General features: G+C 47.7%; 21 protein-coding genes and 1 pseudogene. 6 read left to right on the top strand and 16 right to left on the bottom strand.

Annotated features, from left to right (window positions below):
* Positions 1 to 82: 82 nt before the first annotated feature.
* The 6 genes from C7387_RS15660 to C7387_RS15635 all read right to left on the bottom strand — a co-directional run bounded on the left by C7387_RS15660 (position 83) and on the right by C7387_RS15635 (position 6,878).
* A complete protein-coding gene (locus C7387_RS15660; RefSeq protein WP_120817045.1) occupies positions 83 to 883 on the bottom strand; it encodes a hypothetical protein in 801 nt (266 codons plus the stop codon).
* Entirely contained in the window at positions 880 to 2,133 is a 1,254-nt protein-coding gene (locus C7387_RS15655; RefSeq protein ID WP_120817044.1) for an AAA family ATPase, read from the bottom strand. Before C7387_RS15655 ends, C7387_RS15660 begins: the two co-directional genes overlap by 4 nt.
* 8 nt (positions 2,134 to 2,141) lie before the next feature.
* The gene (locus C7387_RS15650; RefSeq protein WP_120817043.1) at positions 2,142 to 3,188 is read right to left on the bottom strand and encodes a DUF262 domain-containing protein; all 1,047 of its coding nucleotides are present in this window, start codon (positions 3,186 to 3,188) and stop codon (positions 2,142 to 2,144) included.
* Between the two features lie 387 nt (positions 3,189 to 3,575).
* Entirely contained in the window at positions 3,576 to 5,579 is a 2,004-nt protein-coding gene (locus tag C7387_RS15645; RefSeq protein ID WP_120817042.1) for a DNA topoisomerase III, read from the bottom strand.
* Positions 5,576 to 6,139, bottom strand: a complete 564-nt coding sequence (locus C7387_RS15640; protein ID WP_120817041.1) for a hypothetical protein — start codon at positions 6,137 to 6,139, stop codon at positions 5,576 to 5,578. The genes C7387_RS15645 and C7387_RS15640 overlap by 4 nt, the downstream gene beginning before the upstream one ends.
* Positions 6,126 to 6,878, bottom strand: a complete 753-nt coding sequence (locus C7387_RS15635; RefSeq protein WP_120817040.1) for a PFL_4669 family integrating conjugative element protein — start codon at positions 6,876 to 6,878, stop codon at positions 6,126 to 6,128. Before C7387_RS15635 ends, C7387_RS15640 begins: the two co-directional genes overlap by 14 nt.
* 226 nt (positions 6,879 to 7,104) lie before the next feature.
* Here C7387_RS15635 and C7387_RS23275 point away from each other — a divergent pair, with 226 nt between their 5' ends.
* Positions 7,105 to 7,950 (top strand): HNH endonuclease, encoded by an 846-nt coding sequence (locus tag C7387_RS23275; protein WP_120817039.1) that lies wholly within the window; start codon positions 7,105 to 7,107, stop codon positions 7,948 to 7,950.
* Positions 7,951 to 8,046: 96 nt separating this feature from the next.
* Here the strand turns inward: C7387_RS23275 and C7387_RS15625 are convergent, their stop codons facing one another.
* The 9 genes and pseudogenes from C7387_RS15625 to C7387_RS15585 all read right to left on the bottom strand — a co-directional run.
* On the bottom strand, positions 8,047 to 8,655 hold the full coding sequence (locus tag C7387_RS15625) for a hypothetical protein (protein ID WP_120817038.1): 609 nt from the start codon (positions 8,653 to 8,655) through the stop codon (positions 8,047 to 8,049).
* A 272-nt stretch (positions 8,656 to 8,927) separates the two neighbouring features.
* Positions 8,928 to 10,127, bottom strand: a complete 1,200-nt coding sequence (locus C7387_RS15620; protein WP_120817037.1) for an STY4528 family pathogenicity island replication protein — start codon at positions 10,125 to 10,127, stop codon at positions 8,928 to 8,930.
* Positions 10,127 to 10,651: a DUF2857 domain-containing protein gene (locus C7387_RS15615; RefSeq protein WP_120817036.1), complete on the bottom strand. Its 525-nt coding sequence runs from the start codon at positions 10,649 to 10,651 to the stop codon at positions 10,127 to 10,129. Before C7387_RS15615 ends, C7387_RS15620 begins: the two co-directional genes overlap by 1 nt.
* An 81-nt stretch (positions 10,652 to 10,732) precedes the next feature.
* A complete protein-coding gene (locus C7387_RS15610; RefSeq protein WP_120817035.1) occupies positions 10,733 to 10,975 on the bottom strand; it encodes a TraR/DksA C4-type zinc finger protein in 243 nt (80 codons plus the stop codon).
* Positions 10,972 to 12,573, bottom strand: a complete 1,602-nt coding sequence (locus C7387_RS15605; RefSeq protein WP_120817034.1) for a ParB family protein — start codon at positions 12,571 to 12,573, stop codon at positions 10,972 to 10,974. The genes C7387_RS15610 and C7387_RS15605 overlap by 4 nt, the downstream gene beginning before the upstream one ends.
* Positions 12,563 to 13,915: an SPI-7-type island replicative DNA helicase gene (gene dnaB-PI / locus C7387_RS15600; protein ID WP_120817033.1), complete on the bottom strand. Its 1,353-nt coding sequence runs from the start codon at positions 13,913 to 13,915 to the stop codon at positions 12,563 to 12,565. Before dnaB-PI ends, C7387_RS15605 begins: the two co-directional genes overlap by 11 nt.
* The gene (locus C7387_RS15595) at positions 13,912 to 14,289 is read right to left on the bottom strand and encodes a hypothetical protein (RefSeq protein ID WP_120817032.1); all 378 of its coding nucleotides are present in this window, start codon (positions 14,287 to 14,289) and stop codon (positions 13,912 to 13,914) included. Before C7387_RS15595 ends, dnaB-PI begins: the two co-directional genes overlap by 4 nt.
* Complete coding sequence (locus tag C7387_RS15590; protein WP_120817031.1) at positions 14,289 to 15,164, bottom strand: ParA family protein; 876 nt, start codon at positions 15,162 to 15,164, stop codon at positions 14,289 to 14,291. The genes C7387_RS15595 and C7387_RS15590 overlap by 1 nt, the downstream gene beginning before the upstream one ends.
* Before the next feature lie 201 nt (positions 15,165 to 15,365).
* Positions 15,366 to 15,680: pseudogene (locus tag C7387_RS15585) on the bottom strand (GNAT family N-acetyltransferase); the annotation flags it as partial.
* A gap of 214 nt (positions 15,681 to 15,894) precedes the next feature.
* Between C7387_RS15585 and C7387_RS15580 the strand changes: the two are divergent.
* Positions 15,895 to 16,476, top strand: a complete 582-nt coding sequence (locus C7387_RS15580) for a nuclear transport factor 2 family protein (protein WP_120817030.1) — start codon at positions 15,895 to 15,897, stop codon at positions 16,474 to 16,476.
* A gap of 13 nt (positions 16,477 to 16,489) precedes the next feature.
* On the opposite strand, the gene yiaJ is transcribed toward C7387_RS15580, so the two are convergent.
* Positions 16,490 to 17,305 (bottom strand): IclR family transcriptional regulator YiaJ, encoded by an 816-nt coding sequence (gene yiaJ, locus C7387_RS15575; RefSeq protein WP_038252719.1) that lies wholly within the window; start codon positions 17,303 to 17,305, stop codon positions 16,490 to 16,492.
* Positions 17,306 to 17,522: 217 nt separating this feature from the next.
* On the opposite strand from yiaJ, the gene yiaK reads away from it, so the two are divergent.
* Genes yiaK through C7387_RS15555 form a run of 4 tightly spaced genes read left to right on the top strand, consistent with a single transcriptional unit; the run spans position 17,523 to position 21,325 of the window.
* Positions 17,523 to 18,521: a 3-dehydro-L-gulonate 2-dehydrogenase gene (yiaK, locus tag C7387_RS15570; RefSeq protein ID WP_038252722.1), complete on the top strand. Its 999-nt coding sequence runs from the start codon at positions 17,523 to 17,525 to the stop codon at positions 18,519 to 18,521.
* Between the two features lie 11 nt (positions 18,522 to 18,532).
* Positions 18,533 to 18,997, top strand: a complete 465-nt coding sequence (locus C7387_RS15565; protein ID WP_038252724.1) for a YhcH/YjgK/YiaL family protein — start codon at positions 18,533 to 18,535, stop codon at positions 18,995 to 18,997.
* Positions 18,998 to 19,021: 24 nt separating this feature from the next.
* The gene (locus C7387_RS15560; protein WP_120817029.1) at positions 19,022 to 19,954 is read left to right on the top strand and encodes a DUF4862 family protein; all 933 of its coding nucleotides are present in this window, start codon (positions 19,022 to 19,024) and stop codon (positions 19,952 to 19,954) included.
* Between the two features lie 45 nt (positions 19,955 to 19,999).
* Entirely contained in the window at positions 20,000 to 21,325 is a 1,326-nt protein-coding gene (locus tag C7387_RS15555; RefSeq protein ID WP_120817028.1) for an MFS transporter, read from the top strand.
* Positions 21,326 to 21,332: the final 7 nt, after the last annotated feature.

The following is a 21,332-nucleotide window of genomic DNA, read 5'->3' as shown; positions in this document are numbered from 1 at the left end:
CGCAAAAAAAACGCCAGAAAAATCTGGCATCGGGAAGTTAAAAAGCAATACCAACAAAGGGGGGTAGCCACAAAAACATCAATTAACAATATCCATGCCAAATCTGCCCCCTAGGGGTGAAACAGATCCTATTCATTATTTTATTTACATGAGCATATAGTTTATTATTTTCATGAAATGTTATTTTATACCCATGAAAATTATTTGCTAAATGGGATGGAAAGCAATACCAATTATTTTCATAAAATGAGAGTACTTTCTCATTAATAAAGAAACCATTAGTCAATACTTTTTGAGCGACATCATTACTCAGATCCATTTCACTAATAGTATGCTTCCCTATGTTTTTAGGTTTATTTCTATGCTTGGGATTAGGCTCATAATTCCATCTTAAATTTTTTGCATCAATTAAATATGATACATTCATAATATTTCTTTCATTAGCAACCGAACTAATAACTTTAATCGTTTTAGCGGAATATTTAGGACAATTATTTAATGATACAACAACTGCACCACACTTTGAGACGGCCGCAGAGTCAAAACACGTATTCCTCAATGACTCTCCCTGCTCATCTAATATCGTATCACCTTGACCATGTTTGCTTTTATAATGTGGCTTAGTACATAAAACCTGAAGATAACGCTCCTTCGCCTCTCTTTGTTTTTTTATTTTTCGATCTAATCCATGAATAAACTCAATCAATGAAAGATCTTTTATAATACAGCAATCTTTAAGCCCCTTACTAATTGCCCCTTTATTCTTACAAGAAAATGTTTTTATCTCATAAATAGTTCCAACTAACTCATCCAATAGAGATATAGCATCATCTACATTTTTAGCCTGCCCTATGAAAGAGCTATCATTTATATAGACTTTCATGCAAACAACCTCATAAGATCTTTTTCTGCTTGGTCAAAAAAACCATCATCTATATCCGTTAAACTACCATCCTCATCAATCTCAATTTTAGTTATAATCCTTCCTTCTAATCCCGAACGGATTGAATTAATGGTAATATGATTTAGTTCTAGAGTATTTTTTTTAGCGAACAATCTAATTCCATTTATGATATGGTCACTGTGTGTTTCGATTATGACTTGGATATCACAGAGTGATGCCACCCCTAAGAAAAATGCTAATTCTGACTGCGCAGAAGGATGTAGATGCACTTCAGGGTTTTCAACAATTAAGGTACCACCTGGCGAAGTACATAGTGCTGCCAGCATAATAGGTAGGACATAGCTTATGCCAAAACCAGTGTTGACAGGACGGACGGAATAAACAGTTTCGCTTGAGCTAAAACTAGTTGCCACTTTGTCCAATTCTTTATACGACTGAAGATCTATATTGAATCCTTTACAGATTCTTTTCATTGATTCTTTCAAAGCAACTTCAAGTGTGTACTCTTCATTCTTATCTTGAGTATCATTCTTAGCATTATTTTTTTCTTTGTGATTGTCTTGCTCAACTTTATTCAGTATCTCATCAATAGTTTCAAATTTTTCTAAATCAGGCTCATTATCATCTTCTTCACTAGCCATTTGTATATTGGTTTCAAAAACAGGTTTAGATGCTTCTGCCCCTCTGTTTAAATTGACCATAATACGAGCTAATTTCTGATTGAGTGCAAGTTTGTTTCTATTTCTTTCTAACTCTGATATTGCAAATTGCCCATAAATTCCTAGATCTAAATTGCTAGAGTCAAAATTTACATCATAGCTATTCTGTGGCGCTAATCTATATGCACTTAAATAATGAAATGTGTTCTCAAAAAATTCATGTTCAATAACCCCACAATCATTTAAAGGCAGAACATAACCATCAAGATCGATATCCTTAAGGTTCTTCGACACAAAACCCTGTTTATCAATAAAAATACTAATATTATCCCCTTTGCTATTTTGAGATAATAAATCTTTTGCATGACCAACAGAGAACAACTCACCAGTTAGTTTGATATCTTGTGTTTTAAACTTGTTTAAATTGTAGGATTGTCTTAACAAAAGCATACACTGTATTGCGGTAGATTTCCCTACTGAATTAGCACCACAAAATACAGTAAGAGGAGATAAATCAAATTTAGCCGAAGAAAAACACTTTACATTTTTGATATCTAAATTTCTTATCATCTTAACACCTAATATTGTTGTTTATAAATTCGCTTTGTATCCCAATAATTAGGAACATCGGATTCATACATAGGGAATCTATCATTTATAGAATGCCCATTCCCTCTGAGAACAAAAGAGTTAAATTTATAAAGAAATCTCTCCATACTCATATATTCGTCTGAAGATAAGTAAATCATATCAGACGACTGTTCTATATCAGACTCACGAACCGCCTCAATGCTTATATAATTACCCCTCATATCATTCCAAATAAATTCACGCAATAAATTTGCAACGTAATTATCAAGACCAGACGTCCGATAAGGGTCATTCATAGCTTCAGCAGCCATATCTAACTTTTCAGTTATAGCATATTCACCATTAGGAATATGATTATTAGCATCAAGAACAAACATACATAAAAATAAAATAAATTGGTCTATATCAGTCCTACTCTTAAATACATCCCTACTGGCATTGCTTTTAAATATGTTATACTTTATAGAATTACCAGTCATTGACTCTATATTTTTTATCATTTCAAACATTTTAGGAAAAGCATAATTTCTAGCCGACTGCACTGTAAATCTTGTCGTAGTTGCATTTATTCTTTTATAAAATTCATATTTTAACATATTAGGAGAATCATAGTTTATGATCACAAATGTAAATATGTATCGCTCCATTAGAAAAGAATACTCTCTATAGCTTAATTCATTCAACATACAGCCATTGAGGTCCTTTCTTAATGTCAGATCCTTCAGTCTAAACTCTCCATTAAAAAATCTAAAGAGGCTATTTAAAATTTTCGTCCCATCAAGTACAGTTAGCTCACCAAATTCATTTTCTTCACATATAATATTTTGTATTGGAAAACCCAATATTAAACTCTCAATAATTCGGCTTGCCCAACTTATAGGCCAATCATGATGACTCTTAAATGATGGTTTGATATTTATTCTTTTTTCCTGAATACTCTTGACAATATCCATCGGAGTATAATTAATCATCTTACTTCTAATGCTGCCATCCTGGAGCCACAAGGGATTATTATTGTTATAAAATTGATTCATATATCATTATCCCCTATCTAAGCTATTACTATTTCCGTAACCTTCTAACGGAATTCTCAAAACGAAGAAAATTCTATTACACCTACTTAATATTAACACTTCAATATAAAAAAGGCACGACTCCATCCTAGAATCGTGCCTCTGAACCTGTACCACTGGTTCATCATCAATGTCACTTCTCCGGGCCAGAGCCTTTTTTGGCCGACGTGTAATCTCACGGAGGGTCACGCCTTACAACCTCATCCAGGTAACAAAATGGGTTGCCATACTGTCCAATCATCCGCCTGTAAGACCGAAAAATCGGATTACCGCAGTCGCGGGGTACTTCAAAGCCATCTGCAAAATAACAAATTCACGCCACGCTTCCAATCAAAAACATAAAGCCAGTCAGCCACTTTTCTTTGCCGGGCTTTTCCGCCGACGAGGGGGGTTCTTGGCCCCAACATTCACAATTCCATTGCAGTCAGGATAATTAATGCATCCCCAGAATGCGCCTGATTTCCCCGTGCGCTGCCGGGTTGTCCCACCGCAAATTGGGCATGACGGAGAAGGCGGTAACGTGATCTTCACCGTCTGCTGCTGCCCCTTTGCCACCAGTTGCATTGTCCAGGCGGACTGTTTCGCCATAAAGTCATCAAATGACGTCCGGCCTTCAGCAATGTCATCCAACGACTGCTCCCAGAGCGCCGTCATCCCCGGATCTTTAAGCTGTGCCGGTAACACAGCCATTAAATCAGCCGCAATAGGTGTCGCCAGCAGATGCTTGCCTTTCTTCACCACAAAACCACGCTTCAGAAGCGTTTCAATTACGCCAGCCCGGGTCGCCTCCGTTCCCAGCCCCGCGTTCTCTTTGAGGATCTTTTTAAGGCGTGGATCGGTAACAAACTGCGCCGCATTCTTCATCGCCGCAATCAATGTCCCTTCCGTATAGTGCTCAGGTGGTTTCGTCTGCTGGGGTTTTGCTTCCGCTCCAGTGACCTGGCATACGCTCCCTTTAGCCATTGCAGGTAACCGGGCCTTATCACCGGCATCACCTGCATCCTCTTCAGCATCTTTACCAAACAGACTCTTCCAGCCAGCAACAACCACAACTTTACCGCTTGTCTTAAATAACTGCCCACTGCAATGCAGCGAAACCCGTGTGGCATCCACTTCATGGTTCGGTAGGAACTGGGCCAGATAATGCAGCCGGATAAGCTGGTAAACGTTGCGCTCCTGTTCACTCATTTTTGCCAGACCACAGGGCTGCTTTGTGGGGATAATACCGTGGTGTGCGGTGATCTTTTTGTCATTCCAGATGCGCGAAACATGCTTCATATCAAGCTGCGACATGATCGCAGATAAAGAGGGGTCGCTTTGCTGTATCGAGGTCATCACCTGCCCAATCTCACTGCGCATTGATGTCGGCAGATAGCCGCAGTCGGTGCGAGGGTACGTCGTCGCTTTGTGGGTTTCATACAAATCTTGCGCAATATCCAGCACCTGCTGGGCACCATAGCCAAAACGGCGGGAACAGGCTTGTTGTAGCGTACCGAGATCAAATGCCAGCGGAGCAGACTCCGTTTCCCTTTTGGTCTCAACCTCTGCGACCGTCGCCTGTCCGGTTTTCTGGCAAAGCTGAACCACCTGCTGCGCAGCCGTTGGGTTAATACAGCGTTTTTCCTCATCACAATACGCCGCTGCTGGCACCCACTGTGCCTGAAATGCGATCCCTCTCGCTGTCAGCTGCACCACGACATTCCAGTAGGGCTTCGGGACAAACTGCGCAATATCACGATCGCGTTCCACGATCAGGTTTAGAGTCGGCGTCTGCACTCGCCCCACAGATAAAACGCTGCCATAGCCGTTCTCCCTGGCCTTGACCGAATATAGCCGCGTCATATTCATACCGATCTGCCAGTCAGCCCGGGCGCGGCCAAGACCGGCTAAATAGTAGGGTAAAGTCGCACTTCCAGGCTTTATCGCCGCCAGCGCGGCACGAACGCTGGCCTCATCCAGCGCCGAGAGCCATAACCGCTCAACCTTTCCCTGATAGTGGCAGTAGTCGAGGATTTCACGGGCAATCACCTCTCCTTCCCGATCCGCATCGGTGGCAATTACTACCGTATTGGCCTGTTTCAGCAGTTTCTGAATAACGGAGAACTGAGTCGACGCATCCGGTTTAACCCGCATTTGCCATGTTGTCGGTAATACCGGTAATACGTCAGTACGCCAGGGAACACCGAACTGTTCACCGTAGGCATCCGGACTGGCCTGTTCCAGCAGGTGACCAAAACCCCAGGTGATGCACACCCCGTTTCCGGTCTGATAACCCGGCATTTTCTTTGTAGCACCCAGCACAGCGGCAATATCGCGTCCCTGACTGGGTTTTTCACAGAGAAAGAGCTTCATCGGATCGTCCCTTCCGCCACGCTCTTCATATTCTCAAACAGCTTGCTGGTATAAGCCACAGTGGTATGAGAGGCCAGACTGGAATGAAAGGTGATATACATGCGGCTACCAGAACCGTTTTTCTCCAGTTCGACCTGAACGCTGTCGTTGGTATTCTCGCTTCCCCAGTCGCGCCCCATTTTGTAATAACTCCCGGGTTGCCCATCCCATACCCATGCGCCATCGGCTACTGAAGCGGCAGTCCATCCTCCACTTTGCGTACCGTTATTCCGTAGTTGCGCCACTTCTTCAGCCGAGATAAAGCCGTAGTAGCGTTTTACCCGCGCAGCTGCCGTATCTACGTCAACAGGAACACGGTATTCCTGCGCGATTTTGTGGCTGGCCTGCGGTGCGCCTTTCGACAACACCACCGGACCACTGTCTGCCGGTGCGGAACCAACTGAGAAGATCCCACCGCTAATCTGGTTTATCGCACTGTTGACACTGTCAACACTCGCACATCCACTCAGACAAGAACTCAGGATGAGCAACCCGGTAAAAGCGGTTTTATTGCTGATCATCCTGCACCTCCTGCTTTGCCGCTTTCTCTTTGCGTGACCGACGTTTGAAGGCGGCTTTCAGCGCCTTAATACTTTCGGCGCTTACTGGCGGAGAAAAGCGGGAACGGCGGGTTCCCAGCAGAATCGCCCCGTCCAGTTCCCCAAATAGTTCGATACCCTGCCGGGCAATGTCGTTATCTGAGGCAATATCCTGCCGGGTAACGGGATGAGAACGGTAACGCAGGGCAACCGAGAAGATACGGCGAATTTGATGGCTACCACGATGTAACCAGGCTTTGCGCTCTTTCAGCGACATCAGACCGTAGTGATGCGCCTGGAAGACGCGCAGAATAAGCTGATCAAATCCAACCAGGAGGTAAACGCAGCGGTATCCCAGGGGAGTATGACTGTGAACGCCAATATTCAGCGGTGCGGTGGAAGTGACTCCGGAAACAGAAGCGTTAGCTGGCAGCATCGCCATCAGGGCATCGATTTCGTTCAGCCACTTCTGGAGCTGTTGGCTGGCAGTCTCTAGTAACGTCTCCACTTCCACCAGAGCCACATCCGCCCACGGATTATCCGCCAGTGAATCGCGGTTAATCCGGGAAATGAGTCGGAAAAACAGCGGCATTCCGATGAGCGAAGGCTTGCCATCCGAGGCTGGTCGCCCGCTCCAGGTGTTAATGGCGTATTGGGTATGTAGCTCGATGCGCAATTCAGAATGCAGCGCACCGGCTTTCTTATCTGTATTGTCTGACATGAAAATCCATCCGTTGAGAGTTAACGAGATGGAGATAATCATTGGTCGTTAGTAGGGAACACAATGGGAAACTATTTTTCAAATTCAATGTAAATTATGAGTTCAAAATCACCTCATCAGATCCACTTTCCGCACTCTTCATGGTATAACTTTCATAGATTTGGGAAATGTATCTAACCTTAAATTTACTGATAAATCATTTCACTTGTTAAATGGATTAGCTGGTATGGATATTATGTTTGTTATGGGCTTGAATGGTTCTCAGTTAGATTCTAAATGTAGACTGGAAAATCAGGACGGGCTATATGGTTTATTTTTAGAATCTTGGGGACAAAAAAACAACCCACAATACAATGAAGCACTAAAAACGATAATTTATCGTATGCAAGTAAAAAAAATCAAGAAACTTGATGCTTTTATTGCATCAGAACCTCTCTTGAAAAACATGCCATCAAAAGATGAACGCAGGCTTTCAAATTCTGACGATGGTTATTTTCATATTAACCAAGTTAATGCTGAAAAGTTGAGACTGGAGTTATGTAGAAAACAAAAATTTTTTAGTGCATATGCAAAAAAAGAAAAACCAATTGGAAATGGAACAAAAAGGATTTTTCTACATGCGGAGGAACTTCAATCGCAAAATGATTGGAAAGAGATTGTATTTGGGGAGGACAGTTGTAATTTTGGCCTCACAGATAATTTAGAAATATTATCCAACCGAGCGTTCAAGCTTTTAAATAAAAAATTAATAAAACCTGTCGGAGTAGCTAAACCATGCAAATCAACAACAAAGGTAGACGTCTATCTAAGATGTCCTGATGTAGTTTCTTACATATTAAAAATAAGTAACGGAATATGTGAGAACTGTTCTAAGCTTGGTCCCTTTATAAATAGTCTAGGTATCCCCTATCTTGAAGTACACCACGTAATTCCTTTATCAAAAGGTGGGCCGGATACACCTGAAAATTGTGTTGCCCTATGCCCTAACTGCCATAAGGCTTTGCATTATGCTGAAAATATTAAACAGAGAACAGAAATTTTATACGAAAAATGTAATCGACTCCAAAGATAAATGATTATTCGTCGCAATCTTATCCCATAGTCTAGACTAAAGAACTTGCTCCCAGCTGAAAGAAACTCGTCAAATCAGACACAGGAGCATTTCACTTCAACCGTACCTTCTTTCTATTCTATCTAATGTTTCAATATCATCATTTTTAAGAGCGTTCCTCCATTGCTTACGAATCTCGCTCTCTAATTTAATTAAATCATGATTAATAGCCCTATAAAATATAAAACCTGTTATTGCTATTGCCATGATACCAAGGATTGTTGCCAAAATAGAATAAAAGAATATTAACAACAGAGTTGCAATAAACGGGGACAATAATGCAATTAATCTTGCGTACTCTATTTTATTGTTCAAATGAATTTTAAACATATGATTCCCATCAAACATTTTGTTTGCTGCTTGATAGAAAATAGAAAAAATCCCATTCATAACCAGTGAGATCGTAAAAAAAATAGACGAGCTAATTAGGACATAGGATTTATGATAAAACCCCTCAGCACTAAAAAGACCGATGAAAAATGCAAATGATATAGCAGTTAAGACTGAGTGCCACAGCAAATAAAGCTCAGGAGCTTTCCCGCTCTCAAAGTCTTTCCTCATACTAATTATTAACTTGTCATCTGTGGTTAACTTATCGTAAGAAAGACGTCCCTCTTTCAGCCTTTTCTCTCGTTGCTCTCTCTTATAACCCCAAATATGTCTCATATTAAATACCTAATCAAGTATCGATGCCATCAATATTACATTAACAGCATTAATCCTTTAAAGGTATATCAAGAATAGGAATTTTTTATTCAAAACCTGTCATCTTTACAAGATGAGTTCAGAAACTACTGCTGCTCATAGCTTAAATACCTTATATCCCTTTTAACCCTCAACTCAGACCGAGCACATTCCGCAATGTTGAGTAGCTACTCGCAAGTCTGGCTTGATTAATTTTGATTCAGCCACTGTTGACAGTGTCAACAGTGCTCACTTTATGACCTGAAATAATTCCCTCGGATATCAGCCATCACACCAGATACAAACTCCCGCCGAGCGCGTTTGACCTCTTTTTTCCCGCCACATGGTGGAATAGCCACTGAATTTTGGTTTGCAGGAGAAGACCCGGATGCTACTTCTCCGAAGTTAAACAGCCCTTCCCTCGCCCGTTTAAGGTTCGCCAGCAGGTAGGCCGTGACGTTCCTGACTTCCGTCGCTTTCATGCGACCAGCCAGATCGTCCAGGATCCGTTGCCCCAGTTCACCTGGCAGAGCATTAAGTTGCTGCTCCAGCATATCCCGGTCAGGCGTGTTCAGCCGCTCGATCACCGCCGTCGGCCACGACAATCGGCCTTCGCTCCCTACGTACGTATCTTTTACACTCTGTGTAAAACTACGTACGTAACGGTTCGATTTTCGAACTAAGTCGCCATCCCTTGATTTCCGGCTTAGTTCGGAATCCGAACCCGGTAAAATATCCCCCTTCAGAGCACTAAGTTCGGATTCCGAACCCTGCAATTTTTGACTTGGTTCGGTTTCAGAACCGGGGTTACTCTTCTGCCGTGATGACAACATTTCCTGCGGATTTTGTGGGGAGGATAACCGTGCTTCGATCAGCGCAACGCGTGAGTGCCGGTGGCGCATACGGGTGTCAGATTTGATATCCTGCAAAACGGCCAGCGCTGTCAGGCGTATCGTTTTATTGGTATGTCGGCAGGCATCAGCAACGGCATCAAGCCAGCCGGGATCAAAATATTCTGCATCAAACAGCCCCAACGGCTCATCATGCTGGGCATAGATATTGCCGCGAATGCGCCCGGATTTATCTCTGACACGCTTGCAGAGACTCAGCCACCCGGTAAGACGCAGCATCAGCAACGTCCGGCTGACCGTCTCCCGGGAGGCTTTATCCGAATGCGGTAACGCCAGCTGGCACTGCAATTCGTCATAGGTAGGAAAGACAGCCCCATCGTTTTGCTGTGCATACAGCCGGATCATCACCCACGCCATCTTATCCAGCGGTGATAATCGGCTGTCCAGGAATAAGCGCCGGGGAACGGCGTCATGCACGTTCCCCAGAAAGAGCAATCCGCTCTGCTCATTACTCTGCTCGCCGGATTGCGCCTTTTGCTCAATCCGGTTTTGCATCTTCGCCAGCGTACACTGGATAACATCATCAACGGGAACAACGGCCATCAGGCGGCACTCCATCCTTTGGTTAGCGTCCAGACTGAAGTTAACGAAATGTCCTGCTGCTCAGCGATTAACATCATGGCTTCCAGCGCATCCAGTGATTCCATGTTGTCAACGTTCGAAGCCTTCCACTGCTGCCACACCGCCACCTCCTGCTCTTCTGTGGGGATCTGGCTGCGCCCCTGTCGGGTTACAACACCGACCAGCCGTCGCCGGGAGCTAACCTCCGCCGCCGTCAGGCCAAAAAAATGCTGCATCAGCTCGATAGAACCACCCAACGTTAATGCCCTGTCGATACGCTGTGTCCGGGTCTGCTCACGACGGGCCTGCGCCAGCATGGTGATAAGGTTGGTATGGTTGATGTGGAAGGTCAGAAGCGAGACTGGCGTATTCACCAGATAATGCAGATCCTCAACCGTTAAGCTGTTTAGTTCCTGAATCTCTTCCAGGGTTAACCCTATCGCCTCACAACGGCGGATATTTCCCGACTTCAGTTCCATAACTATCTGCGTTAACAGTGCATTCATTGCGCACGCCCTCCATAAATAATCGCTATATCAACAGCCCATGCCAGAAAACAAAGTAGAATAACGATCCATGATGTAGGTTCAGCTTTCATCGTATCCTCCATCGCCAACACGCCGCCGAAACTCGGCAATGGTCTGGCATTCGACGCACAGCCTGACACCCGGGACTACTCTGCGACGAGCCTCCGGAATCTCATGTCCACATCGTTCGCATTCAGCAGGCGATATCGTCGGTGATATCAACGAGGAGCGAATGCGCTCAATCTGACTATCGACCATCAGTGGGGTCACTTCCTGCGCTTCATCAACCCAGTCAGCTTTCATGCTGCACCCTCCCCGAATGTCTGACGTTGCAGCTCGCGCAAACGCCGCACGACTCTGATTAAGCGCAGGAATTTCACCGCATGCGCATCATTAAGTAAGGGTTCACCAAACGGGCTAGCCGCCCCGAGCAGTAATCCGGTTAACGTCGATAATGGGGTATAAGATCCGCCTCCGCACAATGCGGCCAGCAGCTCACTGTCCGCATTTGACGGGAGAGAATAACCGGCACCCAGGAGAGATTTATCTTCCTGAATAATATCTTCAATCCCCATGACCTCAGCCAGTTCAAAAGCCAGGCGAAACGCGATGTCCTGTAAATGTTCAACATCATCCTGTAACGCCGGGATATGCCAGATATCGGTTACCGGCTCCAGCCCGTTCGCGGCAAAAGCAATTGCGTTTGCAGACGCTTCCTGAAGGTGACCGTCAACACATTCAGCAGGCTCTTGATCAGCTTCCGGAGGGACGTCGGGTAATTCAGGTGTCGAATTTGGGGGGATATTCCCGTCATAGAGATCCAACTGTTCTTCATCAGGCGGTTGATCAATATGTTCAAAGGAATCGGCTCCTGTCGCGACTGGTTTTTTACCTGTAGCTCTGGAGTCAGTAGTGACAGAAGGCGGTTCGGTAACCGGTGGTTGTGAAGGCTCATCGTGGGTTTTATCCGCATCCAGAACATGTTGAGGCAGCGGCTCCGGCGCACCAAAGAGTTTGCGCCGGTTCTGTTCCTGCGGATCGAGTTCAATCAGCCAGCTATCGTAGGTCAGTTGCGGATCGGGCATTGCCTTCAAAAGGGCCGCAATCAGCTCTTCTTTAAAAACGTCGGCTGAATAGTGTTCCGGGTCGTCAAAAGCGCAGCAGACACCGCCAAAGACATCATTAAAATCCTGTTCCGGAGGTAACGCGACATTCTGGCTGAAGGCTTGCCAGGCTTTTTCTGCCGCCGTTCGTAACGTAATTAGCTGGGCGATTTGAGGCCGTCCCATACCCGAATTAAGCAAGTTGGGTATCCACGGCCAGAGGTGTTCGATTGTCGCCACCATACGGCTGATATTCGAATGGTGAACCGGATAACCGGCCTCTTTCAGCAAATCGGCCAGCTCGCGCTGACTCACTTCGCGCCCCAGTTGTTCCTCGTAAATAGCCCGCGCCTTATCGATGCCGAAGGCCTTCTCAATAAATGACAGCTCGCCACGCACATCATTCTCGGCCAGATGGCCGAAACGCCCCGGCCACGGTTTAACGATGCACTGAACACGGCGAAAACGCTCATCGCCTGTTTCTGCATACAGTTCCGTCAGGATGGAATAGCGAGTGTTGCCGCCGTCGCTGAAGATATAAACATCCTCCAGGCTTTCCGGATCTCTGGTGACTTTTGGCACCGAATCCAGCCCCCGAGCGCGGATCGACGCTTTGATATCCTCATACTTCGGGTTGCGGGAAGTACGGGGGTTATCCGGATTGGGACGCAGCTGCTCCAGCGCCAGAACCATCGGCATTTCATTCACTGGCAGCACCACGGCAGTGCTTTCAGGGTTCGGGGTACGACCCCGCTGGAGTAGCTTTTCGCCCAATTGACTGGATTTCTTAGAAGTCATAGCGACCTCCTGTGAAATCCTCGAAACGGGTAATTTCCGCCTGATACTGCACTTTCAGAGTGCCAATCGGGCCGTTACGCTGCTTACCAAGAATAATCTCTGCCACACTCGGCTCATGCGTATCGGCGTCATACACTTCGTCCCGATAAACAAACATAATCAGATCGGCATCCTGTTCCAGTGCCCCGGAATCACGCAGATCGCCGTTATTCGGGCGCTTATCCGCCCGGCTTTCCAGTGCACGGTTAAGCTGTGATAGTGCCACCACCGGGCAGCCAATTTCTTTCGCCAGCGCTTTTAGTGAGCGGGATATCTCCGCGATCTCCTGCGTCCGGTTCTCCTGCCCTGGGCAGCGCATCAGTTGCAAGTAATCTAGGAGGATCAGGGATGGATGACCGTATTTACGGATGTTTTTTCTCACCCGAGAACGCAGGATAGTCGGTGTCATATAACTTGAATCATCAATCACCAGTCTGCCTTTCCAGTCCTCAAGCAGGACTTTCATTGCTGCACTGACCCGCGCCCAGTCTTCATCCTGCATGTCGCCATTACGCAGGTGTTGCAGAGGGACGCGCCCCAACATTGCGGTAAAGCGCATCAACAGTTGCTCAGTTGGCATTTCCAGACTGTAGACCTGTACCGCCATATCCGGGCGCTCGTTCAATGCACCTTCGCAGAACGCCAGCCCCAGCGCCGTTTTCCCCATCGACGGACGACCAGCCAGCAAAATCAAATCACTGGACTGAAATCCACTGGTCATATCATTCAATTGAGCAAAGCCGGTCGGTGTACCGGTGATCAGATCTTCACTACCACAACGTTGTTCCAGCCTTTCCAAAAAAGTTTCTAATGATGCCGGTAAATCAACATCCCCATCAGGTGAGTGCTGTTCCGCTATAGCAAAAATACGACGTTCAGCATCGTCCAGTAATGTAGTCAGTTCGGTTCTGACATCGCTGGCCTGCCCGACCAGATCATGTCCCAGCGCCAGCAACTGACGCTTCTGGCCGTAGCTGGCAACATACTCGGCATAAGCCACAATATTCGCCGCGCTGGGCGTATTTTTGGAGAGTTCGGCGAGATAGGCAAAACCGCCACACTGTTCTAATGTTCCCTGCTGCTCCATTGATTCAGCCAGGGTAATCAGATCGATGGGCTTATTCTGAAACAGCAACGTCTGCATTGCGGTGAAAATCACGCCATGCGGTCGCGAATAAAAACGGTCAGCGGCAATAATCGTTGCAATATCATCCCAGCGATCATTATCAAGCATCAGACCACCGAGAACGGCCTGCTCGGCACTAATTGAATGTGGCGGCGATATCTGTTCGGCGTTAATCATGCTGGCCTCCGGCATTCGACCAACGCTTTATTCAGACGGGACAGATTAGTAGGTGAGACAAGAAACAGCGGCCAGCCATCACGCTCGACATCAAGATAAACGGCAGAACCAGCGGAATAACCAACCTCAAAGAAACGCCAGTCCCGGGGGGAATCAACCTCCATATCCATGCTGAGATCAACAAGCTGGTTATCCTGCATCAGGTTCCAGACCTCGAGCTGGGATTCACAACAATCCCACATCGTCATCAGCAGCCCGGGTATTTTCTCCAGCGCGTCAGAGTAGGTTTCGGCTTCAAAAAAGACCCACTGCTCATCAACCGTTACCCTGCCATCGCGGGTTGAGAGGCTGTACGTTGCACGATAGAGTTTCATTATTTATCCCCTTTCGGCTGGTTTTGCAGTACCGCATCAAAACGGTCGCGCCATTCAGGGAATAATTCACAGGCCAGATCATGCATAGTCTGCGCAGCAGGAAGACTTTTACGGTCGGTCTGGTATTCAAGACGGTGAGCAGGTTGCCCCCGCGTATGACCCAGCTTGTAGACTTCAAGGTCATAGATTTGGGTTTCGAGCAGAGTGACGGGGGGAATATTCGCTTTGCTATACGTTCCATCAGCAATAATCGTGGTTAACGCACTCAGCGCTTCTTCGGCCAGCAGGGTGTAATCCATGCAGTTGACCAGGACTTTCATCGGCGGCAGCGTGAGGCCAAACCCGCGATAGGGAAGAAGTTCCTCCATCAGGGTTACCGTTCCCCGCAGGAACTCCCGGACATCCGGCACCACTGGCTTCACTATCGCCACCGCCGTATGCGATGTTGCCAGCAGCACCAGTTCCAGCATGATGGAACGTGCGCCCTGTGAATCGATAATGATGACATCGTAAGCAGCAAATAGTGGATGTTGGAGCAGGTTACGCAAGCGAATACGGCCATCCGGCGCGTGCATCATGGCCGTCTTGAGCTGTTCATGGGGATCATTCGAGATAATCAGATCAAGATTATCGATACAGGTCTGGGAAATCAGTTGCCCGGGACGGTTGAGATCTACGGTCTGCATCAGCATCTCGTAAAGACCGCATGGCGCTTCATAGCGTAAGGAATAGTAACTGGAGGCAGTTGGCTGGGCGTAGTCGCCATCAATCAGGAGAGTTTTGAGACCGGCGTCGGCACAGAAGCCAGCCAGGTTGGCAGAGTGAGTGGACTTACCTTCACCGCCTTTGGTAGAAATCACTGAAATTACATGCATATAAGTCACCTGTGGACGCTTTACAGGTAACAAACGTTCTATGAGTGTTTAAATCAGGGATTGAAAATCCCCGTGTCCTTGGTTCGATTCCGAGTCCGGGCACCACTTATTCCAGAAAAACCAGCCTACGGGCTGGTTTTTTGCTTTCTGCTTCCCGCATCATAAAACCTTTCCCTCACCGAGAAAATCCAGAGACTCTCAACCAGGTCTTTTAACGTGACCATCAACATCATCAGATAAAGCATGCACCAGCATCCCCCGAATGCCAATGGTCTCCGCCACCTGGATAACCCGTAATTCGGCATCGCGAACCAGTACTCGCCCTATTCCCTGAGCTCGTAGCGACTGATGTACTGCGAGACGCCCCAACTCAATCACCGGGATAAGATCTGGCATATTGCGACGAAAATCCCCCGATGCATTGCTTATGGTAACGGCACTGAAGGCTAACGAGTAGTAGACGACAACTTCAGCACCGCGGTGACAGCACACAAACGTGCGGGAAGCCCCTGTGAGCGAAAGGTACCGCCAGCCGTGGCAGGCCGCAAGTGGCTTATTGCTGAAATAACAGGGCGTTATTCCAATCTGGAAACCTTCCCGCAAATCCCACTTTTTGTCATTAATAACGGCTCTGCTACCACTAATATTGATTGAGCGGTCAATCGACCATGTTGGTTTTCATTCTGTTCGCTGTGAAACCAAAACCCGTCAACGTTCTGGAGTCCATGTTATGCACAGTCGCCTTGAGGATTATCAGCAAATTAACGCGCTTATCACGGGCTGGATGCACCGCGATCTCGGGGAATGGGAACAGCTTCGCAACCTGTTTCATCCGGATGGCACTATCGAAATCACCTGGTTTGAAGGGCTTGCCAGCGATTTTGTTGATGGTTCAATGCGGATGGGAAAATCGGACCTGCGCACCAAACATCTGATCGCCACCCCGATGGTGACCTTTAATGCCAGCGCCACGAAGGCCATTGTTGAAACGAACGCGATGATTATCGCCGAGAATATAGCGCTGGATCTGGGCTGTCAGTGTCACAACCGCTTTTATGACCTGGTGGAAAAACGTGATGGCGTATGGAAACTGTTCCACCGCCAGAGCATTTACGATATGGGTAGCTTCACCTTCCCGTGTGGGATGGTCAGCATTGACCAGGATGCAGCCGCGAAATATCCGCGTGAATACGCTGCACTGGCCTACCTGCTGGAAAAAAGCGGCTTTCCGGTACAGCGCGTATTTGCCACACGAGGCAGCCTGCTCGAACAACAGATGAAAGCGGACAGCAAACGCTGGCTGTCGGCATAACCCGCCTGACTGACTACTCCCGGACGGTAAAGCCCAGCTCATTTGAGATGGCCTGCGCGGTCTCCCGCAATGGCTTAAGCAGGTTTTTCTCGCCAATCTGCTTAAGCCGCGAAGTCGATAGCGAAATAGAAATGGCGTATGGCACCCGGTGATGAATATCGAAAACCGGTACTGCAATACAGGAGACACCCAACTCGTTCTCTTCACGATCCATCGCCATGCTGCTTTCGCGGATCTGCGCCAGCTCATCGTACATCGCCGGTAGCCCGGTGATGGTGTTACGGGTCAGCGGCAGGATCTTGTCCTGATGGCTTTCCCAATAAGATGCCACATAGTCCGGGTGGCCAAACGCCATATAGATTTTGCCCATGGCCGAGCAGTACAGCGGCATGTGCTGACCAATATAAGCGCGAGTACGTAGCATCCCGGTAGTGGGTTCCAGCTTATAAATCAGGATCGCGTGGTCATCTTCGCGGCTGGAGAAGTTGATAGTCTCGCCGGTGGCAATATTCAACGACTCCAGATGCGGGGCAGCAACATGAATGATATTCAGCGACGATAACGCTTTTTGACCCACGGCGATAAACTTGGTGGTCAGGCGATAGCTTCCGGCCGCCGGTGCGGGAGTGACATATCCACATGACTGCAGCCCTTGTAGTAACCGGTGAACCGTACTTTTGTTCAACCCTGCCAGTTCTGATAAATGCGCCAGCGGGCAGCCGTTGGGATAGTTACTGAGGATCTCAATCAGCATCAAACCACGGAACAGGCTCTGACTTCCTGCTGGCCTCTCTTTATCTTGCGTCACATCACTCTCTTTTGTGCCCATCGTTTTCGTTCCCCTTTTCGTCGCGCTCTGATGGTAGCGCAAAGTGTGTTTCAGTTCACGATCTGAACCGAAAAAACACAACCTTTTGATTTTGATGATTTTAAAAAATAGCGTTTGCCGTTGATCTGTCAAAATTTGATCGTTATATTTGAAATCAGATTTCGCATAGTGAAATTTAAAGATAAAAAAGCGATCAGGTTTAACAAGGAAAACCGCAATGAAAGTCACTTTTTCGCAGTTAAAAGAGTCGTTCAATCGGGTACTTCTGGCACGCGGCGTGGCAGTAGAAACCGCCGATGCCTGTGCAGAAATGTTCGCCCGCACCACCGAGTCTGGTGTCTATTCACATGGTGTAAACCGCTTCCCACGTTTCATTCAACAACTGGATAATGGCGATATCATTCCTGAGGCTAAGCCACAACGTATTACCAGCCTCGGTGCCATTGAGCAGTGGGACGCCCAGCGCTCAATCGGCAACCTGACGGCAAAAAAGATGATGGACCGGGCCATTGAACTGGCTTCCGATCACGGCATTGGTCTGGTGGCACTGCGCAATGCCAATCACTGGATGCGCGGCGGCAGCTACGGCTGGCAGGCGGCGGAGAAAGGGTACATCGGTATCTGCTGGACCAACTCGATTGCCGTGATGCCGCCGTGGGGATCGAAAGAGTGCCGCATCGGTACCAACCCGTTGATTGTCGCTATCCCGTCGAAACCTATCACCATGGTCGATATGTCGATGTCGATGTTCTCCTACGGCATGCTGGAAGTTAACCGTCTGGCAGGCCGTGAACTCCCGGTAGACGGTGGCTTCGATGATGACGGCAACCTGACCAAAGAACCCGGCGTTATAGAGAAAAACCGTCGCATTTTACCGATGGGCTACTGGAAGGGTTCTGGTCTATCTATCGTGCTGGATATGATCGCCACCCTGCTTTCTGACGGCTCCTCCGTTGCCGAAGTCACTCAGGAAAACAGCGATGAATACGGCGTGTCGCAAATTTTCATCGCTATTGAGGTAGATAAACTTATCGATGGCGCCACCCGCGACGCCAAACTACAGCGAATTATGGATTTCGTGACCACCGCCGAACGTGCCGATGAAAATGTTGCGATGCGCCTGCCAGGCCATGAATTTACCCGGCTGCTGGAAGAGAACCGCCGCAACGGTATCACCGTTGATGACAGCGTCTGGGCCAAAATTCAGGCACTGTAAGGAGCGAGACCATGATCTTTGGACATATCGCGCAACCGAATCCGTGCCGTTTTCCGGCAGCCATTGAGCAGGCGCTTAATTTCCTGCGCACAACGGATTTCCGGAAACTGGAGCCGGGCGTTATCGAAATCGACGGTAAAAGCATCTTTGCCCAGGTTATTGATTTAACCACCCGTGAAGCCGCCGGCAATCGCCCGGAGGTCCATCGTCGCTATCTGGATATTCAGTTTCTGGCTTCGGGCGAAGAAAAAATAGGTGTCGCTATTGATACCGGTAATAACCAAATTAGCGAATCATTACTGGCGCAACGCGACATTATTTTTTATCACGACTGCGAACATGAATCTTTCTTTGAAATGATACCGGGAAGCTACGCCATATTTTTCCCACAGGATGTCCATCGCCCAGGATGTAATAAAACCGTCTCCACGCCAATCAGGAAAATAGTCGTTAAAGTGGCAATAGACGCTTTATAAAAAGTTATCTTTCAGGAGCACAACATGAACTTAAACTCTACCGATTATATTATCGGTGCGTATCCCTGTGCACCCTCATTTCACCAAAAGAGTGAAGAGGAAGAGAAGGAATTCTGGCGACAACTCTCCGACACTCCAAATATTCGAGGGCTGGAGCAACCTTGCCTTGAGCATCTTCATCCCTTCGGCGACGAGTGGCTACTGCGGCACACGCCAGAAGACTGGAAAATCGTCGTCACGGCCATTATGGAGACCATGCGCCGACGTGGCGAAAATCGCGGTTTTGGGTTGGCGTCCAGCGATGAAGAACAGCGTCAGGCCTGTGTCGAATACCATCGCCACCTTTACCAAAAGATAAATAAACTCAATGCGACAACGCCGGGGAAAGTGATGGCGCTTGAGTTACATGCCGCTCCGCTGGCAGGCAACCCGAACACCTCTCAGGCCACTGAGGCGTTTGCTCGTTCAATAAAAGAGATAAGCCATTGGGACTGGTCCTGCGATCTGATGCTGGAACATTGTGACGCGATGAATGGCCCCGCCCCTCGCAAAGGTTTTTTGCCTTTAGAAAACGTGCTGGAGGTCATTGCCGATACTAACATCAACGTTTGTATTAACTGGGCACGTTCAGCGATTGAAGGACAGAGCACCACCCTGCCGCTTGCCCATGCGCAGCGGGTTAAACAGGCAGGAAAACTCGGCGCGCTCATGTTCTCCGGTACCACGGAGCATGGGGAATATGGCGAATGGCAGGATTTACACGCCCCGTTTGCGCCGTTCTGCACGCAAAGCCTGATGACAACCGAGCAGGTCTGCGAACTCTTTAACTGCGCTGGAACTAACCTCCTGCACTTTGCTGGTATTAAATTGCTGGAAATAAACCCTAATGCAGATGTCAGCCATCGTGTCGCAATATTGCGCGATGGGATCTCGGCGTTAAATAAAGCCGCACTATAAAAATAACTTTCATCGCTATAACAAAAACTCTACGAGAAAATTAAGATGAATATAACCTCTAGCCCTACACTAAAAAACATCCCTCAGCAGCGTTGGTTAAGAATTATTCCGCCAATATTAATTACCTGTATCATATCTTATATGGACCGGGTAAATATTGCATTTGCCATGCCTGGCGGGATGGATGCTGAATTAGGTATTTCCGCTACCATGGCAGGACTCGCTGGCGGCATTTTCTTTATCGGCTATCTATTTTTACAGGTTCCCGGTGGCAAGATTGCCGTTCATGGCAGTGGCAAGAAGTTTATCGGCTGGTCGCTTGTTGCCTGGGCGGTGATTTCCGTCCTTACCGGTCTTATCACCAATCAATATCAGTTGCTGGTTCTGCGCTTTTTACTCGGCGTTGCCGAAGGCGGCATGCTGCCGGTTGTACTCACGATGATCAGCAACTGGTTCCCTGATGCTGAACGCGGTCGAGCCAATGCGATTGTGATCATGTTCGTCCCCATCGCCGGGATAATCACAGCCCCCCTCTCGGGCTGGATAATCACCATTCTCGACTGGCGCTGGCTGTTCATTATTGAAGGCCTGCTCTCGGTCGTAGTGCTGTTACTGTGGGCCTATACCGTCTATGACCGCCCGCAGGAAGCGCGCTGGATATCGCAGGCCGAGAAAAACTATCTGGTGATCACCCTTGCCGCCGAGCAAAAGGCCATTGCTGGAACAGAAATCAAAAACGCCTCTCTCAGTGCGGTGCTCTCCGACAAAACCATGTGGCAGCTTATCGCCCTGAACTTTTTTTATCAGACCGGGATTTACGGTTACACCCTGTGGCTACCCACCATTCTGAAAGAACTGACCCATAGCACGATGGGTCAGGTCGGGGTGCTCGCCATTCTGCCTTACGTCGGCGCGATAGCCGGTATGTTCCTGTTCTCTTCCCTCTCCGATCGCACAGGCAAACGCAAACTCTTCGTCTGTCTACCGCTGATTGGTTTTGCGCTGTGCATGTTCTTGTCGGTGGTTTTGAAAAACCAAATCTGGCTGTCCTATGCCGCGCTGGTTGGTTGCGGCTTCTTCCTGCAATCGGCAGCTGGCGTGTTCTGGACCATCCCGGCACGTCTGTTCAGCGCTGAGATGGCCGGCGGGGCGCGTGGGGTAATTAACGCGCTGGGTAACCTTGGCGGTTTCTGTGGCCCTTACGCGGTTGGCGTACTGATAACGCTATACAGCAAAGATGCGGGAGTTTACTGCCTGGCTATCTCCCTTGCACTCGCGGCACTGATGGCGCTGCTGCTGCCAGCGAAATGCGATTCCGGATCCACGCCGCTGAAAACGCTGGATCCACGTAAAACCATCCGGCAGAGCTGAGATATTA

It is taken from the genome of Yokenella regensburgei, from assembly GCF_003634235.1.
GTDB classification, from domain to species: Bacteria; Pseudomonadota; Gammaproteobacteria; order Enterobacterales; family Enterobacteriaceae; genus Yokenella; species Yokenella regensburgei.
This window is presented reverse-complemented; position numbering and strand designations above follow the sequence as displayed.

What these genes read in the sequence shown, in the direction of transcription:
- C7387_RS15660 (WP_120817045.1), bottom strand. Translation starts at nt 883, where the DNA reads ATGAAAGTCTATATAAATGATAGCTCTTTCATAGGGCAGGCTAAAAAT.
- C7387_RS15655 (WP_120817044.1), bottom strand. Translation starts at nt 2,133, where the DNA reads ATGATAAGAAATTTAGATATCAAAAATGTAAAGTGTTTTTCTTCGGCT.
- C7387_RS15650 (WP_120817043.1), bottom strand. Translation starts at nt 3,188, where the DNA reads ATGAATCAATTTTATAACAATAATAATCCCTTGTGGCTCCAGGATGGC.
- C7387_RS15645 (WP_120817042.1), bottom strand. Translation starts at nt 5,579, where the DNA reads ATGAAGCTCTTTCTCTGTGAAAAACCCAGTCAGGGACGCGATATTGCC.
- C7387_RS15640 (WP_120817041.1), bottom strand. Translation starts at nt 6,139, where the DNA reads ATGATCAGCAATAAAACCGCTTTTACCGGGTTGCTCATCCTGAGTTCT.
- C7387_RS15635 (WP_120817040.1), bottom strand. Translation starts at nt 6,878, where the DNA reads ATGTCAGACAATACAGATAAGAAAGCCGGTGCGCTGCATTCTGAATTG.
- C7387_RS23275 (WP_120817039.1), top strand. Translation starts at nt 7,105, where the DNA reads ATGGATATTATGTTTGTTATGGGCTTGAATGGTTCTCAGTTAGATTCT.
- C7387_RS15625 (WP_120817038.1), bottom strand. Translation starts at nt 8,655, where the DNA reads ATGAGACATATTTGGGGTTATAAGAGAGAGCAACGAGAGAAAAGGCTG.
- C7387_RS15620 (WP_120817037.1), bottom strand. Translation starts at nt 10,127, where the DNA reads ATGGCCGTTGTTCCCGTTGATGATGTTATCCAGTGTACGCTGGCGAAG.
- C7387_RS15615 (WP_120817036.1), bottom strand. Translation starts at nt 10,651, where the DNA reads ATGAATGCACTGTTAACGCAGATAGTTATGGAACTGAAGTCGGGAAAT.
- C7387_RS15610 (WP_120817035.1), bottom strand. Translation starts at nt 10,975, where the DNA reads ATGAAAGCTGACTGGGTTGATGAAGCGCAGGAAGTGACCCCACTGATG.
- C7387_RS15605 (WP_120817034.1), bottom strand. Translation starts at nt 12,573, where the DNA reads ATGACTTCTAAGAAATCCAGTCAATTGGGCGAAAAGCTACTCCAGCGG.
- dnaB-PI (WP_120817033.1), bottom strand. Translation starts at nt 13,915, where the DNA reads ATGATTAACGCCGAACAGATATCGCCGCCACATTCAATTAGTGCCGAG.
- C7387_RS15595 (WP_120817032.1), bottom strand. Translation starts at nt 14,289, where the DNA reads ATGAAACTCTATCGTGCAACGTACAGCCTCTCAACCCGCGATGGCAGG.
- C7387_RS15590 (WP_120817031.1), bottom strand. Translation starts at nt 15,164, where the DNA reads ATGCATGTAATTTCAGTGATTTCTACCAAAGGCGGTGAAGGTAAGTCC.
- C7387_RS15580 (WP_120817030.1), top strand. Translation starts at nt 15,895, where the DNA reads ATGCACAGTCGCCTTGAGGATTATCAGCAAATTAACGCGCTTATCACG.
- yiaJ (WP_038252719.1), bottom strand. Translation starts at nt 17,305, where the DNA reads ATGGGCACAAAAGAGAGTGATGTGACGCAAGATAAAGAGAGGCCAGCA.
- yiaK (WP_038252722.1), top strand. Translation starts at nt 17,523, where the DNA reads ATGAAAGTCACTTTTTCGCAGTTAAAAGAGTCGTTCAATCGGGTACTT.
- C7387_RS15565 (WP_038252724.1), top strand. Translation starts at nt 18,533, where the DNA reads ATGATCTTTGGACATATCGCGCAACCGAATCCGTGCCGTTTTCCGGCA.
- C7387_RS15560 (WP_120817029.1), top strand. Translation starts at nt 19,022, where the DNA reads ATGAACTTAAACTCTACCGATTATATTATCGGTGCGTATCCCTGTGCA.
- C7387_RS15555 (WP_120817028.1), top strand. Translation starts at nt 20,000, where the DNA reads ATGAATATAACCTCTAGCCCTACACTAAAAAACATCCCTCAGCAGCGT.